Origin of the sequence: Niabella aurantiaca DSM 17617 (assembly GCF_000374125.1) — a bacterium.
Taxonomy (GTDB): domain Bacteria; phylum Bacteroidota; class Bacteroidia; order Chitinophagales; family Chitinophagaceae; genus Niabella; species Niabella aurantiaca.
Map to the genome: position 1 here is coordinate 1 of NZ_KB893628.1, position 16,828 is coordinate 16,828.

Consider the following 16,828-nt stretch of genomic DNA (forward strand, 5'->3'; position numbering starts at 1 on the left):
CTCCGATGGCGACATGCTACAGCTTTTAGAAGCGAGTTTTTTTTAAAGGGCACTCAAGCCCCTTAGCATCCAGGAATTTCTCAAACTCCTTGTAAAAATCATCGCATCTAACGAAGATTTCTACTAACTTTATATCTGTCATTAGTTCAGCATTTAGATTGTAGTTTTTGTTTCAATTACAAATTTAAAGCTGAACTTTTGTTTTTAGTACAATATCCAACCCTAATATATTAATAACTAAACGCTTAATTGCCGAACTCACGTTAAAATAGGTAATTGCGATAATCGGATTCTTTGGGATACGCTGAGACCTAAAATACAGGAAATGATCACCTGCTTGTTAACAGGGGATGCGGATATCATCGAATTTGATCAATAATAATATCATCTACTTATTTACCCGGCAAGCTAAACCGGTATTTCCCCGACCCTGTTTCAATTTTCAGGTAACCGTCTTCAGATCCGAGTTCTTTGACCTCCTTTACAGAGGACAGGGGTTTACCGGATTCATTAACCCCGGCAGCATCTGCCACCGGCAGGTAAATGGTGGCCCTGGTATTGGCGGGGACCACTACCTCCATCACAATTTTATCCCCGGTTACTTCCCAACCGGCTTTTGTAGTGCCATAATAAGTTTTTAACGATGCAGAAGCGTTTTTAAAATCGCCGCCGATATGCGGTTTTATCTTAATATGTTTGTACCCCACGCCATCCTCTTCGGTATCCAGCCCAACCATCTTCCGGTACATCCAGTCGCCGATGGCTCCGTAGGCATAATGGTTATAGGAGTTCATGGAAGGCGTTTGAAAACTGCCATCCGGCTTGATGCCATCCCAGCGTTCCCAAATGGTGGTAGCCCCCATCTTTACCGGGTACAGCCAGGAAGGGTAGGTTTCCTGTAATAATAAGGTATAGGCCACATCCGTATAGCCAAAACGGGTAAGCACATGACAGAGATAAGGTGTTCCTAAAAACCCGGTGGTCAGGTGATTGCCATAGCTTTTGATGTTTTCCACCAGCCGTTCAGCCGCCTGTTTCCGGAGGTCCTCCGGCAGCATATCAAAATGAAGCGCCAGCACATAAGCGGTTTGTGTGCCGGACACCAGCCTCCCGGAAGGGGTCATGTATTCTTTTACAAATGCCGCCTTTATATTTTTTAATAACTGTGCATAGCTGGCGGCATCTGCAGTATGCCCCAATACGGTAGCCGCATTGACCAGTAATTGAACAGAATGGGCATAGAAGCATTGGGCAATGAGGTATTTATCAGTAACAGCAGAACGGCCGTCGTTGTCATCCCCCGGCCGGTAAAACAGCCAGTCACCAAAATGGAACCCTGTATTCCAGAGATCATTGTTGGTTGTTTTCCGTATGCTTTCCACATAGTTCTTCATACTGGTGTACTGTGTTGCCAGCGTACGTCTGTCACCATAAGCCAGGTACATTTGCCAGGGAATAATGGTGGCCACATCCGCCCATCCGGCGCTATTGGCCCCGTTTCCCAGGATATTGGGGATCACAAAAGGCACCCGGCCATCGATCTGGTCTGCCTCCAGGTCCCTGAGCCATTTTGCAAAAAAATTATTCACCCCCATATTGAAGGATGCGGTGCGGAAAAAAGCCTGGGCATCTCCCGTCCATCCCAACCGTTCATCCCGCTGCGGGCAATCGGTAGGCACATCTAAAAAGTTTCCTTTTTGTCCCCACTGGATATTGTGCTGTAATTGGTTGATCAGCTGGTTTGATGTCGTAAACGTTCCGGTCGGTTCCATATCGGAATAAAAGGCAACGGCCTCAAAGTTCTCTGGCGTTACGGCACCCGGGTACCCTTCAAGCTTTACATAGCGGAATCCCTGCCAGGTAAAATGCGGATAAAAGGTTTCCTCGCCCCCGCCTTTAAGCACATATGTATCCTGCGCCTTTGCGGCCCGAAGGTTCTCCGTGTAAAAGTTGCCGGCCTTGGTCAGCACTTCCGCATGGGACAGGGTTACCGAATCACCGGCATTCCCTTTTACCTTTACCCGCACCCAGCCCACCAGGTTCTGTCCAAAATCAAGCACGGTTTCTCCCGCGGGGGTTTTTAATATTTTTACCGGCTTAAACACCTCATGTGCGGTGATCATCTCGTTATAAGTAGCTAACAGGTTGTTTTTATCAAAGGACGTCTTTTTTACCGGGTCCCAATCCGCATCATTGTATCCCGCCAGCATCCAGCCGCTCCTGGTCTTGCGCGCATCAATGGTTTCCCCGTTATAGATCTCAGAATAGGTGATGGCTCCTGTTGCCGACTTCCAGGAACCATCAGAAACCACGAGTTCCTTTGTTCCGTCGGTATATTCTATCTGAAGCTGCAGTAGCAGTGCGATATCCCTGCCATAAAAATTTTTCTGCTTGGCAAAGCCGATATGACCGCGGTACCAGCCGCTGCCCAGTGTTACGCCCAATGCATTGGCACCCTGTTTCAGCAAGCCGGTAACATCATAGGTCTGGTATTGAAGACGTTTTTTATAAGAGGTCCATCCGGGTGTAAAATGCGCATCGCCCACGCGGTTCCCGTTTACCGCGGCCTCATACATTCCGTGCGCCGTAATATAGGCGGTAGCCCGGGCAATTTTTTTCGTGATGTTGAATTCCTTTCGCATCAGGGGGCTGGGGCGAAATACGGAGTCTTCTACATAACCCGGTGTGATCCATTCGGCCTTCCAGTCGGATGGTTGCAGCAGGGCCATTTGAAAAACCGCAGGGGGGCTCCAGACAGAGGCCTTACCGGCATTATCCCAAACCCTTACCTGCCATTGGTATTTTTTGCCGCTTTCCAGCGCCGCACCTTTGTAGGTCACATGCACCGAGGAGTCGGAAAGTACTTTGCCGCTGTTCCACACCCTGGCTTTATTATGTATTACCCGGATCTCATACGCCGTTTGCATTACGTTACGCTTACTGCTTTCCAGCTGCCAGCTAAACCGGGGTTGAACCACATCCAAACCCACCGGATCGACCCGGTTTTCCGTACGCAGATTTGCTATTTTCGATTGTGCCGTTACCGTTAGTGAGCACAGGAGGGCAATAAATACAAGCGATCTTTTTTTATTCATGAGCAAGCCTTGTTGTTGATCAATAACACCGTTGCTCCGAAAGTACAAAAAACGGCCTGGCAAACCATCCTGCACAATCCTGTAACCCGTTTTACAGATCTGTTTCGGGCACCGTGTTTAAGATTTCCCAGAGCTGGTCTTTTAATTGGGTAAGCCCCTGCTGGGCCACTGAAGAAATATAGACATGGGGAATATGACCGGGCATTTCCTTGCTGATGGCGGCTTTTAATTCATCATCCAGCATATCGCTTTTGGAAATAGCGATCAGGAATTGTTTGTGCAAAAGCTCCGGGTTGTATTGCTCCAGCTCATGCATCAGCACATCAAATTCTTTGCGATGATCCGCACTGTCCGCCGGTATGAGGAACAGCAGCACCGGGTTGCGTTCTATGTGCCGGAGAAAGCGGTGCCCCAGCCCCCGGCCTTCAGCAGCACCTTCAATGATCCCGGGCATATCTGCCATGCAGAAGCTCCGGCCGTCCCGGTATTCTACGATACCCAAATTGGGTGTAAGGGTGGTGAACGCATAGTTGCCGATCTTGGGCTTTGCAGCAGTAATTACGGAAAGCAGGGTCGACTTGCCGGCATTGGGAAAGCCTACCAGGCCCACATCTGCCAGTACCTTTAGCTCCAGTACCTTCCAGCCTTCCATACCCGGCAGACCTGGCTGTGCATATTCCGGTGCCTGGTTGGTAGGCGTGGCAAAATTGGCATTGCCCAGGCCTCCCTTACCACCGGGCATCCAGATCAGCTCCTGGCCGTCTTCGAGGATCTCCGCTTCTTTTCTGCCGGTTTCCTCATCTATTGCGATGGTTCCCAGCGGTACTTCTATTACCACGTCTTTTCCGCTGCGACCGGTACAATTATTATGCCCGCCGTTTTCACCATTCTCTGCAAGGATATTCTTGAAATAGCGCAGATGCAACAAGGTCCACAGGTTGCGGTTCCCCTTTAAAATGATATGGGCGCCCCGGCCTCCGTCGCCACCATCCGGTCCGCCCTTGGAGGTGAACTTATCCCGCAAAAAATGTTTGATGCCCGCACCGCCATGGCCACTGCGGCAAAATATCCGTATCTGGTCTACAAAATTGCTCTTTTCCATTATCCTTTAAACAAAGATAACAGCATTCCCTTAGATGTCGGAATGAAAAAAGCAGGCAGCTGCAGAACCGGTCTGCACTATTACGATAAAAGGATCTATCGTTTTGATCGTTCTTTTTTTTCCTGCCGGTCAAGCCGTATGTTCTCCCGTACCTGCTGCCAGTACTGGGGGCCATAAGATACAAAGATCTCACTCCCCGCTGGAATATCTGTTTTGGCGATCAGGAACACCCTTGTACCGTCCTCTATATATTCGGTATTGTTCCGCAGACCTTTTACACGCTGCAAACCGGCAGCATCATTGGCATAGCGCCCAAAGGACCGCGGGTGTTTACTGGCATCGATCACAGCTTCATCATTGATATGAAAGATGTACCCGTTGTCCGCCTCATCCTGAACTTCTTTCCAGGTCAGCAGGTCGCCTGTATACTCCGTAACGATCTCTTTTTTTGCAATAGCAACTTTTGTAAACAATCCCTTGCCGGCATTGGGGAGGGTGGAAGTTTTCACGAATAAACGCTTCGACGTTGGCATGTAAAAGAATTAAGCGGAGCGAATATATCACAAATCAGTGCGAAAGTATAAAACAAGAGAAAAATTATTTTCGGCCCGGCCGGCGGATCTGGAAAGCTGGGCAGACCTATCTCCTTTATAAGCGGTATGGCCGCAGCAAGTACACCCCATAAGCCCGGCGCACAATAAGCCATGCCTGCGGCACTTCGTCATCCGGGACCGGGTACTGATCAAAAAGTATCCGCTTGCCCGGCCAAAAACAGAAACTTCATTTCTACTTCGGCCTTTTTACCTACCTTCATCCCCATAAGGGGTGCCTTTCCCTGCTGACAGCAGGGATGAAATCAAGGCTGAGAATATACCCATTGAGCTCCCGTAACCCGTGGCGCTCAGGAACCTGATCCGGGTAATGCCGGCGTAGGAAACAGTAGCTTTTCAGCCTGACCCTGTATTTTATTTGATATTGCTATGGCAAACTGGGTCACTGTTTTTGTTGAAGAGATCAGGAATACAAGTCTTCTTGAATGGCTGGGCGCCGGTTTAGGCGCCACTGAAGTATTGCTGGCAAAAGCCAATAAAGTATGGCTATATCCGGCGGGCATTCTGTCCGTCCTGATCAGCATCTATATATTTTTTACGGGAGGCTTATATGCCGAAAGTGCGCTGAACCTGTATTACCTGGTAATGAGTATTTACGGATGGTGGTTCTGGGTCTTTAAACGGTCCGTTATCCCATTGCCCATCACCAGGGCCACTAAAAAAGAATGGGGCATCACACTTTGGATCGCCCTGGGCGGATTCATCATCCTCTATATAACCCTCAGGTTCCTGACAGATTCAACAGTACCGGTCATGGATGCTTTTGTAAGCGCAACCGCCTGGGCGGGAATGTGGTTACTGGCAAAACGCAAACTGGAGAACTGGATCCTGCTCAATATCAGCAATGCTGCAGCAATACCACTTTTATTTTATAAGCAGTTTCCGCTGTATGCACTCTTAACCCTCTTCTTATTTGTAATTGCGATCTTCGGCTTTTTAGAGTGGAAGCGCATCCTGGAAAAAAAGGAACAATGATGGATCAAAAAACCGCAGACCAATTAGCGCATTTTGCAAAGGAAGCCGACCGGCTGGCCTGCCTGACCCCGGAGCAGCTGGATATTATTTACCGTGAAAAATGGTTCCGGCTTTTCGTTCCCCGGTCGCAGAACGGGCTGGAACTGAGCCTGCCCGATGGATTAAAGATGGAAGAAGCCCTGGCAAAAATTGACGGAAGCCTGGGGTGGACGGTTACGCTTTGCAGCGGCGCCACCCAGTTTACGGGATACCTGCCAGCCTCCCTGACCAGCGGGATCTTTAAAGAAGACAGGGTCTGCTTCGGCGGCAGCGGTGCCCTCTCCGGAGTGGCAAAGGAAATGGTCAACGGGTACCTGGTCAGCGGATCCTGGAAATATGCCACGGGTGCACCTTATTGCACGCATTTTACCGCCAACTGTAAGATTGAAAAAGACGGGCAACTGCTGATGGATGCACAGGGCACGCCCCTTTACCGGTCCTTTTTATTCACAAGGGACGAGGTACATATTCAAAAGGATTGGGATACCATGGGATTGAGGGCCACAGCCAGCGAAAGCTTTAGTGTTCCCGGCATTTTCATTCCCGCGGAGCGGAGCTTTACGATCCATCCGGGTGCAGCCACCCTGCCGGGTGCCATTTACCAATACCCCTTCCTGCAATTTGCGGAAACCACCCTGGCTGTAAATACCCTGGGAATGGCCGCCCATTTTCTGGAAGAATTCCGGAAGCTGGCAGCCCGGTCCGGCGCCCCGGGGTTGATGCAGCAAAGCGGGCAACAGGCCGGTCAGCAGCTGCAACAGTTGCGTTCCCGTTTTTATGCGGCCGTTGATGATTCCTGGAGCAGCCTGTTAAAAAACGGTTCGGTGCCGGAGCACCAGCTGCAGCAGGTTTCAGAACGGAGCCGGCTGCTGGCCGGATCCTCAAGAAAACTGGTGGCCGACCTGTACCCCTGGTGCGGCGTCAGTGCCACACAGAACGGAACGGTACTGAACCGGATCTTCAGGGATCTTTTCACAGCCAGTCAGCATTCCTTATTAAACGCACCGGCGTAAAATAAAGAAGGCATCTAAAAGCAGCCTTGTCAGGATCTGCCGGCCGGCAGATTGCCATAACCCTGTTGCTGCTCTTTTTAGATACCCTCTTTGGTAAAGTATTAAAGGACTGTTGTTGGATCGGAGCTTAAGACGTGGAACTCGTACTGGCCTGACCTGCCTGCTTTTTCAGGTTTGCCAGTCCATCTTTTAATTTGTTTCCCCAGCCGGATACTTTATCTTTTACAGTTGATTTCTGTTCGGGGCTCATTTTATACCAGGCTGCGGCCGCTGCCAGGCCTAACGCCAGAAGCCCGTTTCTTGTGTTCTTGTTCATCTTTGAATACGTTTTAAGTAGTTCATGAATAACAATCTTTCCAAAAAAACTGTGCCATAGTTCCCTCGCAAAGCCTTACCGGTAACAAATTGCTGTTAAATATCCCGGTCCGCGCTAAGCAAATCGTTGATCATCTGCCGAAGGCCCGTAGCTCCCCGGCAGGGGGATGTTCTGCAGCCGGTAATACACTCCCAGCTGCGCCCGGTGGTGCGCGATCTGGTTCAGCGAATGCCGGATGGCTCCATATTTTGACCACTCCGCCAGCTTATGTCCATTTTGTGCAATGCTCCAGTTGGGCAGCAGCGCATCTTCAGCAGCATTTTCCAGCGCCTCTTTGCTGGCTTTATAATTTTTATCCAGCTCTTCCAGCAGCTGTTCTTTTGAACGGATCGCTGCCGGTTTATAGTTCCCTGTTGCAAAATCAAGCGTTTCTGTAGGAAGGATAAAAGATGCCCACCCAAAAACCTCAGCAATATGCCCGGCTAGCCTGCTTTGCGTCATGCTCTTTTCATGCGGCGTATAGTCGCCCTGGTCTGCCGGGTAGCGCTCAAAGAATTTTTTAGTAGTGCGATATTCTTCTTCCAGTTCGGATCTCAATTGTTGTAAGGTGTCCATAATTTAAGTTTTACACGGGTGTGAAGATACACAAATCCTGTTTTTCCTATCACGGAGGAGCCGTTTTTTCCGGAACAGGCGTATACATAATCCCTGCCACGGATACCCGAATGGTTCCTCCCGGATTTGATGCATCCGTTTTGCCGTTTTTCCGGAACCCAAAACATCCGGAACTTTTTGCCCTCCCGCATGTTTTACAAATACCCGGGATATCCGGGCGACTATCAAATGTATTTTACCGGTATGAATTTTCAGGAATATTCAGAAATGTTCGACAGTATCTTAGATGCCGAAAAGCCCACGCCTCCTTATGACAATGCCGATTATTTTCAATACACAAAAATGAACCGGTCGCGCATGAACCGCTGGCTCAAACAAAACCCCATAACAGCAGAAACGAAAGCCATTCTGGCATCCATTAACCGGAAACAGCAGTGGGTGGTGATCACCGAGCCCTGGTGCGGAGATGCAGCGCATATTGTTCCCATTCTGTACCGGATGAGCCAGGAGAATGACCATATCGGCTTCAGCCTTCAATTGCGGGATTCCGGCTCTGAAATTGAGCAGTATCTTACCAATGGCACCCGTTCCATTCCTATTTTGATCGTGCGCGATGAAAACGGCAACGACCTGTTCCACTGGGGTCCGCGGCCCGCTGCGGCAAAAAAGGTGTACGAAGCATTAAAGGAAAAAAAGGCCGGTTTCGAAGAAACAAAGATCGCCCTTCAGCAGGTTTATAACAGTGACAAAAGCACCGGTATCCAGCAGGAAGTAGGTATATTGCTGCAAAAACACCGTTAAAATCACCCAAAGGGATTTTTTCTTTATCCCTACATTTGCGCATGAACTTCCTGGCACACGCATACCTTTCATTCGGCAATGAGGACGTTCTGGTAGGCAACATGATCAGCGATTTTGTAAAAGGAAGCCGCCAGCTGAATTACCCTCCGGGAGTCCGGGCGGGCATCCGGCTGCACCGTGAAATTGATACCTTCACGGATGCGCACCCCGCTACCATCGCCGCCAAGCAGGTCTTCAGGAGCGACTACCGGTTATACAGCGGTGCTTTTATGGATGTTGTGTATGATTATTTTCTCGCAAATGATGCTGCAGAGTTTCCGCAGGGCGCCCTTGAGGCCTTTGCCCGCAATACCTATCACACGCTCGGCACCCACGCTGAATGGTTGCCGGAACCCTTCCGGCAGTTATTTCATTACATGAAGCAGCAAAACTGGTTGTATCATTACCGGGAGCCCTGGGGGATCTATAAAAGCTTTGGGGGACTGGTGCGCCGGGCAAAGTATTTAAATGACAGCCGGCCGGCCGAAAAACTCTTTGAAGCGAACATCGAACGTTTGGGGCAAAGCTACCGTCTTTTTTGGGCAGACCTGAAACCTTTTGCGGCAGAAAAATTTAAACAGTTGATGATAAAATAAGATGTGTATGGCAAAATATGTATGGATAGCCCTTATTGGCTTTCTGATCCATTTACCGGTGCAGGGTCAATCCTGGATACCGGTCGACAAATCACCCATGGACCAGATCTATTACCCCGTTGATTACCCTTCAAAAAAGATCCGTGGCACCAGTGAGCCCCTGCGCATGCGAGTGATCTACAGCCGGCCGGCAAAAGGCAACCGCAAAATATTTGACTCCGATATTGTTCCCTATGGTAAGGTTTGGCGCCTGGGAGCCAACGAGGCTACCGAGATCCAGTTCTTTACCCAGGCGGTGATCGGCGGTAAAAAAGTACCTGCGGGCCGGTACACCATTTATTGCATTCCTGCCGAAAAGGAATGGACATTTATCATCAATAAGGACACGGATGCCTGGGGTGCCTTTAACTACGATGCCGCCAAGGACATCGTGCGGACCACTGTTCCGGTGGAAGAATTAAAAGATCCTGTAGAATTCTTAACTATTGATTTTGAAAAAAGCGGATCAACCGTTAACTTGGTGATCGAATGGGATCAAAAAAAAGCATCCCTGCCTGTTAATTTTTAATTACAACGAATGAATGGTCTAAAGGGCAGATGGTTCCTGCTTGCCGGCTTCGCGTTACTGGTTGCCTGTAATCAGCTGTCTGAAACAAAAACAACACAACCGGCAGAAAGAACAAACAAGTCTGCAAGCCTGCCGCCGGTAAACACCAGCAATCCCTACGAAGCCGTAGACGTATCTCCATTGGATATGAGCTACTACCCGGTTCATTATCCACTGCAAAAAATGAGCGGGGAAGCAACCGGAGGTCCCGTTATGCGGGTCATCTACAGCCGGCCGCATCTGCAGGGACGCTCCCTCTTCGAAACCGTGCTCAAATATGATCATCCCTGGAGAATGGGTGCCAACGAGGCCACCGAGCTGAATATTTTTAAACCCGTGTACCTGGATCATAAAAAAATAGGAGCGGGGCGCTATACATTGTACAGCATCCCCCATGAAAAAAGCTGGACCCTGGTTTTGAACAACAACCTGGATACCTGGGGGCTTCACCAGGACAGTACAAAAGACCTCATGCGTGTAGAAGTACCAGCTACAAATGACAACCCGATGGTCGAATACTTTACAATGGTCTTCAAACAGACCGATACCGGTGCGGACCTCATCATTGCCTGGGGCAACACTCTTGTAAAATTGCCTTTTGTCATCAAATAAAAAAGTGCGGACCGAACGGCCCGCACCTGCTTTTCATCAAAATTGAAATGAAGGAACGCGTCAGATATCGCCCCTCCTGTATTTTGTTGCTTCAATAACATTTCCGTTGTTGTTAACAATTACCTGGTACATATTCCGGTTGTCATGTATAATTACATGATAACGGATCCCGGCTGCATCGGTCACTTCGGTAACACCAAAGATCGCTTTGCCTTCGTATTTTTTCCGGATCTTATAATGCACATTGGGAGGCAGTCCCGTTTCCTTGTAATAACGAATCGTGCGGATCAGGTTCCCGTTATTACCGATCATGGCACGGACGGATATAGTGCCCGAGTGAAAGCTGGCTTCGCTATATCCGGCAGCAGTATTCCATTGTACATCACGGGCATCCGTAAAGACCTGGTTAAATGTTTTCATCACCTTTTCATTTACAGGATTTGATGCAACGGCGGTCATCGCATTTAAAGACAGGGAAAGAGCGGCGGTAAGAATAAAGAGTTTCATTTTTTAAAGTTTTATGCCCGCTAAAAGGCTGTTTGATATTTTAATTGGTTTGTTGATTCAAAAATAGTATGTGGCAGTACCTGCAGTCAAGTGCTTTATGGCAGAACCAGGAAAAAACAGGGTGAACAGCCATTTTCCGGGGGCGAAAAAATTATGGCGGGCGTCGTTGATAGCAGCCGGTTAATTAAAGTACATAACATTTTCCATTTCTCCAGTGGCCCGTGTTTCACGGGCCCGGGCCGTGTCTCCTCACGAATCAGAAAAAATATGATCGTTCCATCTTATCTTTTGCTCAGGGTCAGCCTGCACATTCGCCGGCCTGTGCCAAACAATTGCTTAGCCTTTATACGGAAAATATTCCCCTTCCTTTCAATGAGCATACCGGTGATTTTGCAGTGCCGGTTAAAATGGCTGCTTAGCAGATCCGACTGTTTGAGTGACGAAGGCGTACCGAGAATGCATAAGTCCCGGGTTATGGTAAAGAACGGGGCCATCCGCCGGTTACCACCGCCTTAAAATAAAAAAGGGAGAGAACAAGAATGTTCCACTCCGTATTATACATGAGAAATGTCAGGTTTGAAAGAGAAGACTAAATATCGCCTCTCTTGAATTTTGCCGTCTGCATAAGACTGCCGCCATTATCGGCCAACACCTTATAAATATTCCGGCTGTCGCGTAATATAATATGGTAATTGGTTCCATCAGCACTGGTCACTTCGGTAATACCATATATTTCCTTGCCATCGTATCTCTTTTTGACTTTGTAAAGAATATTCGGAGGCAGCAGGTTTTCTTTATAATAACGAATGGTGCGGATCAGCGCTCCGTTATTATCGATCACCGCACGGGTGGTTACAGAGCCGGAACGGAAACTGGCTTCGTTGTAATTAGCGGTCGTACTCCACTGCACATTTTTTGCGTGGGCAAATATGGTTTTGAAAGTTTTTAATGCTTTCTCATTCACGGTGGGGGTTGCAGCCATTGCGTTTAAGCCCAGGGAAAGAACGGCGGCAAGAATAAAGAATTTCATTTTAAAAATTTTATACCTTCAGGAGGCGGTTTGTTAATCTTTTATCGGTTCGTTAAATCAAAAGTAGCATCAGGTTGCACTATCTGTCAAGCAGTTTGTGGCAGAATACCAAAGAAACGGGGTGAACAGCAGATTTCTACGGGTAAACCTCATTTCCTTCAGCGCCAACTTCTCATTTAACTTTCTGGACTCTTTCCGGAATCATCAAAACGCGTTTGTATATATAAGTCGCTCCGGTTTGTTTTATGTTACAGCTTTCGGGTAAAAAAAATGTTAAGTCTTTCTTAATTAAGCCGGCAGCCCAATTACGAACGTTCCGTAGTTTTAAAAAAGAGCCGGCACGCTGCCCGGATGGTTTCACACTTCGCAATACCTACCTTTGTGCCGTTAAAAAAAAGAACATGAAGCTGAATACCAAGATCATCCATGCAGGAATAAAACCAGACCCGTCAACGGGGGCGATCATGACCCCCATTTTTCAGACCTCCACTTTTGTACAGTCGGGCCCCAACCAACACCAGGGCTATGATTATTCAAGAGCAGGAAATCCAACACGTACCGCACTGGAGCAATCCCTGGCAGCATTGGAGAACGCGCAACATGGCCTGGCATTCAGCAGTGGGGTGGCGGCTACAGAAACCGTGATCAAACTATTAAAACCGGGGGATGAGGTCATTGCAGCCAATGATATGTATGGCGGCACCTACCGGCTGTTCTCAAAGATCTGGGAAGGCTTCGGGATCCGGTTTATCTATACCGATACCACCCATACAGAAAATATTGCCCATGCGGTTACGGCCAATACCAAACTCATCTGGATCGAAACGCCTACCAATCCCCTGATGAATATTACCGATATCGCAGCAGTGGCGGAAATAGCAAAAAAGGCGGGGGCGCTGCTTTGTGTAGACAACACGTTTGCATCTCCCTACCTGCAAAACCCGATGGACCTGGGAGCCGATATCGTTATGCACTCGGCTACAAAATACCTCGGCGGCCACAGTGACGTGGTCATGGGAGCGCTTATGTTTAACAGCGATGAACTGCGCGAACGTCTGTTCTTTATCCAGAAGAGCAGCGGTGCCGTTCCCGGTCCGATGGATTGCTTCCTGGTACTGCGCGGTATCAAAACCCTGCATGTGCGTCTGCAGCGCCATTGTGAGAACGGCAAAAAGATCGCAGCGTTCCTGGCCGCCAGCGAAAAAGTGAAAAAAGTGTATTGGTGCGGTTTTGAGGACCAGCCGGGATATGCTGTTGCAAAAAAACAGATGCGGGACTTTGGCGGGATGATGAGCTTCGAATTGAAGGACGATTCCATAGAAGCCGCCACCCGGGTGCTCACCGCCACAAAGGTGTTTGCCCTCGCAGAAAGTTTGGGGGGTGTAGAATCCCTCATCAACCATCCGGCATCGATGACCCATGCCTCCATTCCCCGGGAAGAACGCATTAAGAACGGGCTGAGTGATGCTCTGATCCGCCTGAGCGTGGGCATTGAAGATGCGGATGACCTGATCGAAGACCTCCGGCAAGCCATTGGCTGATCTTTCCCGGAAGCTATTCCCGCGCCTGGCCAGCTGGATTCAGGCACGGGTCATGCGAAGAAACACATCGCTTTACCTGTTGGAAATAACGGGGAGGTCCGGCCCCCGGACAACCAGTAGCGCGGGTATTTTTGTACCCAAATAAAGCGCCGTCGCCGGTCTGGATGATACTGCCGGATATGCATTTTTTGTATGCGAACCCCTGTTAAAGAAATGCATTAATTTTTCGTTTCGGCTTTTAAAAATGCATAATCTCTCCTGTAAACCAACTATCTTGCAACCAATTGGTCAATTAAAGATCATTTTATGAACAGGCAATTATCGCAGGCAGAACAAACAGCACTCACACAGACCGTCCTTCAAATCAACAACAGTTACCTCGATTGGGAAAAAGTGCAGCATATGACCCTGAAGCCAGAGACGCTTTCCAACGGTGAAATATGGGAAGCCGCCAAACAGGCCAGGGATCAGGGTTTCACCCGTAACCTGATCATCCAGGGCCGGTTGTTTTCCTGGTCCGTTTCCAATGATATGGAGGCTGTTTTGCACGACCTGGATGTACATCTGGCGGGTGGCAAAGGCATTGTGGTAGTGATGGATCAGAAAAATGATCACCGGTACCTGATCAATGCTTCCCTGGAAGAGACCATGGCTTCTGCTCAACTTGCCGGCTACCCGGTAACCCGGAAAATGGCCCGGGAGTTGTTATTAAAAAAGAAAACAACTTCCAGCGAAACGGAACAGGTGCTGGTAAATCTTTACAAGTGCCTGCAGAAAGTTAAAGAATGGGAAAACGAACCGTTCTCCGAAACCAGGATGCTGGAACTGCACCAGCAACTTACAAAGGATACGATCAAACTAAAAGGGATCGGTCGCTACCGTACCAATAACAAATACGACATTTCCGGCATTGAAGATCCAGCCTCTTACAAAGCCGTGGAAGCAAAAGAGATCAAAAACTGGATGCAGTGGCTGGAGTCGTTCTTCAACGATGAAAAGAAGCCCTATTACATCCATCCGGTTATAAAGGCCTGCCTCATGGCCTACCTGATCACCTATATCCGGCCGTTTAAAGACGGCAACGGGCGAATGGCCCGCCTGATCGCCTACTGGTACCTGCTCCGGAAAGGATACTGGGCCGTGCAATACACAGCGGTCTCCGGCATCATCATCAAATTGAAAGCGCAGTATCAACGGTCCTTTTTGCAGGTACAGATCAATGCCGATGCCGGTTATTTTATTCACTTTATGATCCAGGCCCTGCGCATGGCCGACCGTTCGTTAAAGGACAGCCTGCAGCGCACCAATAAAGAAAAGGAAAGCAATCCTTTCGTAAAGGTCGATGGCCTGAATATACGGCAGGCCACCGCCCTTCAATGGATCCGGGACGATGCGGAAAAGATCGTAACGATACGGGAATTGCGCTCCGGCTTCGGAGTATCAAAAGAAACCGCACGAACAGATCTTACGGCACTGACCGAAAATGGCTGGCTGAAATTTTATCACCTGAATAAAAAGACCTATGCCTTTGTAAAAGGGGATTCGTTTGAACACCTGACGCATGAAAAACTCACAGAAGGATAACCTGGCCGGGCTCCTGAACACCAAGGCCGCCCTGTACGAGCAGCCGGATTTTATTGCAGATGATCCGATCTCCATTCCGCATTTGTTCACAACACCACAGGACATCGAGATCGCCGGGTTCTTTGCTGCCATACTGGCCTGGGGCAACCGGAAGAGCATCATCAACTCCTGTAAGCGGCTACTGCAGCTGATGGATCACGCGCCCTACGACTTTGTAATGCACTTTAAAGAACCCGACCTGAAACCGATGGTGCCTTTCGTGCACCGTACTTTTAACGCCACAGACCTGTTTCATTTCCTTGATTTCTTACAACACCACTATAAAGCACAAAAACAACCATCGCTGCAAACAGCGTTCAGCAGGCATTTGCAGCCGGCCGATGCCACTGTGGAAAATGCGCTTATAGGATTTCGCCGGTCCTTTTTTGACGCAAAGATCTTTCCCCATTATCCCGCCCGTACTCAAAAGCATATTGCCACTCCCGAGCGTAAATCGGCCTGCAAGCGGTTGAATATGTACCTTCGCTGGATGGTTCGGAGTAATAAAAGAGGCGTTGATTTCGGATTATGGAAGGAGATCCGGTCCACACAACTGATTTGCCCGCTGGACCTGCATGTTGCCCGGGTAGCCCGGCATTTTAACCTGCTGCAACGGCCGAATAATGACTGGCAGTCGGCATTGGAACTTTCGGAACACCTGCGCCAACTGGACCCCGCGGATCCGGTAAAATATGATTTTGCCCTGTTTGGCCTGGGCGTTATTGAAAAATTCTGATTGATCCGCATCAACATCCTTGCAAAAAGAACGTTAAAGGGAAAAGGTTCTTATGTAACAGAAAAACATCCCGCATCCTTAGAGCAGTCAAACAACCTTATTCATTGAATGATTCATTTTTAAAATTTAAACACATGAAAAAATTATTCGCATTCGCATTATTATCACTGGTGGCTTTTGGCACTGTAAGCGCACAATCCGTTGACCTGAGAAGAAAGATCACGGTAAGCGGTACTGCAGAAACCGAGATCACCCCGGACATCATTTACGTAAACATTTCGCTGAAGGAATATTTTGAGAACGGCAACAGCAAGAGACGCGTAGACATTTCCACACTGGAGAACCAGTTGTTTGCAGCAGTACAAAAAGCCGGCTTTTCAAAAGAGCACTTAACCATCAGCAACCTCAACAGCTGGGCCAACACTACCGGAAAGAAAAAGAGCCCCGACTTCCTGGCCAGCCGCCAGTATCTTTTAAAAGTAAGCGACCTGAACAAGCTGGATCAGATCCTCAGCGGTGTTGATTCCAAGGGGGTTCAAAGCACCGGCATCCAGAGCTATGATTACTCAAAGATGGAAGAGCTGAAAAAAGAGCTGAAGATAAAAGCCCTGAAAGCTGCAAAAGAAAAAGCAACCTATATGGTAGAAGCCCTGGGCGGAACACTGGGCAATGTACTGGAAATACAAGACGGCGGCGATAGCCCGATGCAACCCGTAATGTACCGGAACTATGCCATGAAGGCTGAAGCAGCAGATATGGCCGGAGGAGATGCCGACCTGAACTTTAAAAAAATAAAACTGAGCTTTACCGTGAATACGGTCTTCGAAATAAAATAAGCTCATGTTGCCGTTGATGGTCCTGGCCCCTCATTACCACGCACTGCCAACGGCGGCTTTCTAAAATAAAACTTAGGAATACAATATTATAACAGGGTTGTCCGTAAAAGACCACCCTGTTATGTTATATACCG

The 16,828-nt window shown here is 48.7% G+C and carries 17 protein-coding genes; 10 read left to right on the plus strand and 7 right to left on the minus strand.

Going from position 1 to position 16,828, the window contains the following annotated elements; all coding sequences use genetic code 11:
• Positions 1 to 392 precede the first annotated feature (392 nt).
• The 3 genes from B160_RS0108985 to B160_RS0108995 form a co-directional block, all read right to left on the minus strand.
• On the minus strand, positions 393 to 3,095 hold the full coding sequence (locus B160_RS0108985) for an alpha-L-rhamnosidase (RefSeq protein WP_018627567.1): 2,703 nt from the start codon (positions 3,093 to 3,095) through the stop codon (positions 393 to 395).
• A gap of 91 nt (positions 3,096 to 3,186) precedes the next feature.
• Positions 3,187 to 4,197, minus strand: coding sequence for a GTPase ObgE (obgE, locus tag B160_RS0108990; protein WP_018627568.1), 1,011 nt, complete (start codon positions 4,195 to 4,197; stop codon positions 3,187 to 3,189).
• A gap of 95 nt (positions 4,198 to 4,292) precedes the next feature.
• Positions 4,293 to 4,730: an SET domain-containing protein-lysine N-methyltransferase gene (locus B160_RS0108995; protein WP_018627569.1), complete on the minus strand. Its 438-nt coding sequence runs from the start codon at positions 4,728 to 4,730 to the stop codon at positions 4,293 to 4,295.
• Positions 4,731 to 5,177: 447 nt separating this feature from the next.
• Here B160_RS0108995 and pnuC point away from each other — a divergent pair, with 447 nt between their 5' ends.
• Together pnuC and B160_RS0109010 are read left to right on the plus strand one after the other, a co-directional pair.
• Positions 5,178 to 5,783: a nicotinamide riboside transporter PnuC gene (gene pnuC / locus B160_RS0109005; protein ID WP_018627571.1), complete on the plus strand. Its 606-nt coding sequence runs from the start codon at positions 5,178 to 5,180 to the stop codon at positions 5,781 to 5,783.
• On the plus strand, positions 5,780 to 6,835 hold the full coding sequence (locus B160_RS0109010) for an acyl-CoA dehydrogenase family protein (protein ID WP_157557972.1): 1,056 nt from the start codon (positions 5,780 to 5,782) through the stop codon (positions 6,833 to 6,835). The genes pnuC and B160_RS0109010 overlap by 4 nt, the downstream gene beginning before the upstream one ends.
• A 127-nt stretch (positions 6,836 to 6,962) precedes the next feature.
• Here B160_RS0109010 and B160_RS0109020 read toward each other — a convergent pair whose 3' ends face one another.
• Both B160_RS0109020 and B160_RS0109025 read right to left on the minus strand, forming a co-directional pair.
• Positions 6,963 to 7,151 carry a hypothetical protein gene (locus B160_RS0109020; protein WP_018627573.1) on the minus strand — a complete coding sequence of 63 codons (189 nt, stop codon included), beginning with the start codon at positions 7,149 to 7,151 and terminating at the stop codon, positions 6,963 to 6,965.
• Positions 7,152 to 7,265: 114 nt separating this feature from the next.
• Positions 7,266 to 7,766 carry a DinB family protein gene (locus B160_RS0109025; RefSeq protein WP_026309651.1) on the minus strand — a complete coding sequence of 167 codons (501 nt, stop codon included), beginning with the start codon at positions 7,764 to 7,766 and terminating at the stop codon, positions 7,266 to 7,268.
• 243 nt (positions 7,767 to 8,009) lie between these two features.
• On the opposite strand from B160_RS0109025, the gene B160_RS0109035 reads away from it, so the two are divergent.
• The 4 genes from B160_RS0109035 to B160_RS28785 are packed head-to-tail and all read left to right on the plus strand — an operon-like array spanning position 8,010 to position 10,421.
• The gene (locus tag B160_RS0109035; protein ID WP_026309652.1) at positions 8,010 to 8,567 is read left to right on the plus strand and encodes a thioredoxin family protein; all 558 of its coding nucleotides are present in this window, start codon (positions 8,010 to 8,012) and stop codon (positions 8,565 to 8,567) included.
• A gap of 41 nt (positions 8,568 to 8,608) precedes the next feature.
• On the plus strand, positions 8,609 to 9,202 hold the full coding sequence (locus B160_RS0109040) for an acyl carrier protein phosphodiesterase (RefSeq protein ID WP_040679675.1): 594 nt from the start codon (positions 8,609 to 8,611) through the stop codon (positions 9,200 to 9,202).
• Between the two features lie 7 nt (positions 9,203 to 9,209).
• On the plus strand, positions 9,210 to 9,770 hold the full coding sequence (locus B160_RS0109045; RefSeq protein ID WP_018627578.1) for a DUF2911 domain-containing protein: 561 nt from the start codon (positions 9,210 to 9,212) through the stop codon (positions 9,768 to 9,770).
• A gap of 9 nt (positions 9,771 to 9,779) precedes the next feature.
• Positions 9,780 to 10,421: a DUF2911 domain-containing protein gene (locus tag B160_RS28785; protein ID WP_018627579.1), complete on the plus strand. Its 642-nt coding sequence runs from the start codon at positions 9,780 to 9,782 to the stop codon at positions 10,419 to 10,421.
• 60 nt (positions 10,422 to 10,481) lie between these two features.
• Here the strand turns inward: B160_RS28785 and B160_RS0109055 are convergent, their stop codons facing one another.
• Together B160_RS0109055 and B160_RS0109065 are read right to left on the minus strand one after the other, a co-directional pair.
• Positions 10,482 to 10,928 (minus strand): hypothetical protein, encoded by a 447-nt coding sequence (locus B160_RS0109055; RefSeq protein ID WP_018627580.1) that lies wholly within the window; start codon positions 10,926 to 10,928, stop codon positions 10,482 to 10,484.
• 589 nt (positions 10,929 to 11,517) lie between these two features.
• Complete coding sequence (locus tag B160_RS0109065; protein WP_018627582.1) at positions 11,518 to 11,958, minus strand: hypothetical protein; 441 nt, start codon at positions 11,956 to 11,958, stop codon at positions 11,518 to 11,520.
• A gap of 401 nt (positions 11,959 to 12,359) precedes the next feature.
• On the opposite strand from B160_RS0109065, the gene B160_RS0109070 reads away from it, so the two are divergent.
• The 4 genes from B160_RS0109070 to B160_RS0109095 all read left to right on the plus strand — a co-directional run bounded on the left by B160_RS0109070 (position 12,360) and on the right by B160_RS0109095 (position 16,694).
• Positions 12,360 to 13,499 (plus strand): cystathionine gamma-synthase, encoded by a 1,140-nt coding sequence (locus tag B160_RS0109070; RefSeq protein ID WP_026309653.1) that lies wholly within the window; start codon positions 12,360 to 12,362, stop codon positions 13,497 to 13,499.
• 306 nt (positions 13,500 to 13,805) lie between these two features.
• Positions 13,806 to 15,083 (plus strand): Fic family protein, encoded by a 1,278-nt coding sequence (locus B160_RS0109080; RefSeq protein ID WP_018627585.1) that lies wholly within the window; start codon positions 13,806 to 13,808, stop codon positions 15,081 to 15,083.
• The gene (locus tag B160_RS0109085; RefSeq protein ID WP_018627586.1) at positions 15,061 to 15,858 is read left to right on the plus strand and encodes a TIGR02757 family protein; all 798 of its coding nucleotides are present in this window, start codon (positions 15,061 to 15,063) and stop codon (positions 15,856 to 15,858) included. The genes B160_RS0109080 and B160_RS0109085 overlap by 23 nt, the downstream gene beginning before the upstream one ends.
• Positions 15,859 to 15,992: 134 nt before the next feature.
• Positions 15,993 to 16,694 carry an SIMPL domain-containing protein gene (locus tag B160_RS0109095; protein ID WP_018627588.1) on the plus strand — a complete coding sequence of 234 codons (702 nt, stop codon included), beginning with the start codon at positions 15,993 to 15,995 and terminating at the stop codon, positions 16,692 to 16,694.
• Positions 16,695 to 16,828: the final 134 nt, after the last annotated feature.

Excerpts from the sequence above, each read along its gene's own strand:
- B160_RS28785 (WP_018627579.1), top strand. The coding sequence starts at position 9,780 with ATGAATGGTCTAAAGGGCAGATGGTTCCTGCTTGCCGGCTTCGCGTTA.
- B160_RS0109095 (WP_018627588.1), top strand. The coding sequence starts at position 15,993 with ATGAAAAAATTATTCGCATTCGCATTATTATCACTGGTGGCTTTTGGC.
- B160_RS0108995 (WP_018627569.1), bottom strand. The coding sequence starts at position 4,730 with ATGCCAACGTCGAAGCGTTTATTCGTGAAAACTTCCACCCTCCCCAAT.
- B160_RS0109045 (WP_018627578.1), top strand. The coding sequence starts at position 9,210 with ATGGCAAAATATGTATGGATAGCCCTTATTGGCTTTCTGATCCATTTA.
- B160_RS0109070 (WP_026309653.1), top strand. The coding sequence starts at position 12,360 with ATGAAGCTGAATACCAAGATCATCCATGCAGGAATAAAACCAGACCCG.
- obgE (WP_018627568.1), bottom strand. The coding sequence starts at position 4,197 with ATGGAAAAGAGCAATTTTGTAGACCAGATACGGATATTTTGCCGCAGT.
- B160_RS0109085 (WP_018627586.1), top strand. The coding sequence starts at position 15,061 with ATGAAAAACTCACAGAAGGATAACCTGGCCGGGCTCCTGAACACCAAG.
- B160_RS0109020 (WP_018627573.1), bottom strand. The coding sequence starts at position 7,151 with ATGAACAAGAACACAAGAAACGGGCTTCTGGCGTTAGGCCTGGCAGCG.
- B160_RS0109035 (WP_026309652.1), top strand. The coding sequence starts at position 8,010 with ATGAATTTTCAGGAATATTCAGAAATGTTCGACAGTATCTTAGATGCC.
- pnuC (WP_018627571.1), top strand. The coding sequence starts at position 5,178 with ATGGCAAACTGGGTCACTGTTTTTGTTGAAGAGATCAGGAATACAAGT.
- B160_RS0109025 (WP_026309651.1), bottom strand. The coding sequence starts at position 7,766 with ATGGACACCTTACAACAATTGAGATCCGAACTGGAAGAAGAATATCGC.
- B160_RS0109010 (WP_157557972.1), top strand. The coding sequence starts at position 5,780 with ATGATGGATCAAAAAACCGCAGACCAATTAGCGCATTTTGCAAAGGAA.
- B160_RS0109065 (WP_018627582.1), bottom strand. The coding sequence starts at position 11,958 with ATGAAATTCTTTATTCTTGCCGCCGTTCTTTCCCTGGGCTTAAACGCA.
- B160_RS0109040 (WP_040679675.1), top strand. The coding sequence starts at position 8,609 with ATGAACTTCCTGGCACACGCATACCTTTCATTCGGCAATGAGGACGTT.
- B160_RS0109080 (WP_018627585.1), top strand. The coding sequence starts at position 13,806 with ATGAACAGGCAATTATCGCAGGCAGAACAAACAGCACTCACACAGACC.
- B160_RS0108985 (WP_018627567.1), bottom strand. The coding sequence starts at position 3,095 with ATGAATAAAAAAAGATCGCTTGTATTTATTGCCCTCCTGTGCTCACTA.
- B160_RS0109055 (WP_018627580.1), bottom strand. The coding sequence starts at position 10,928 with ATGAAACTCTTTATTCTTACCGCCGCTCTTTCCCTGTCTTTAAATGCG.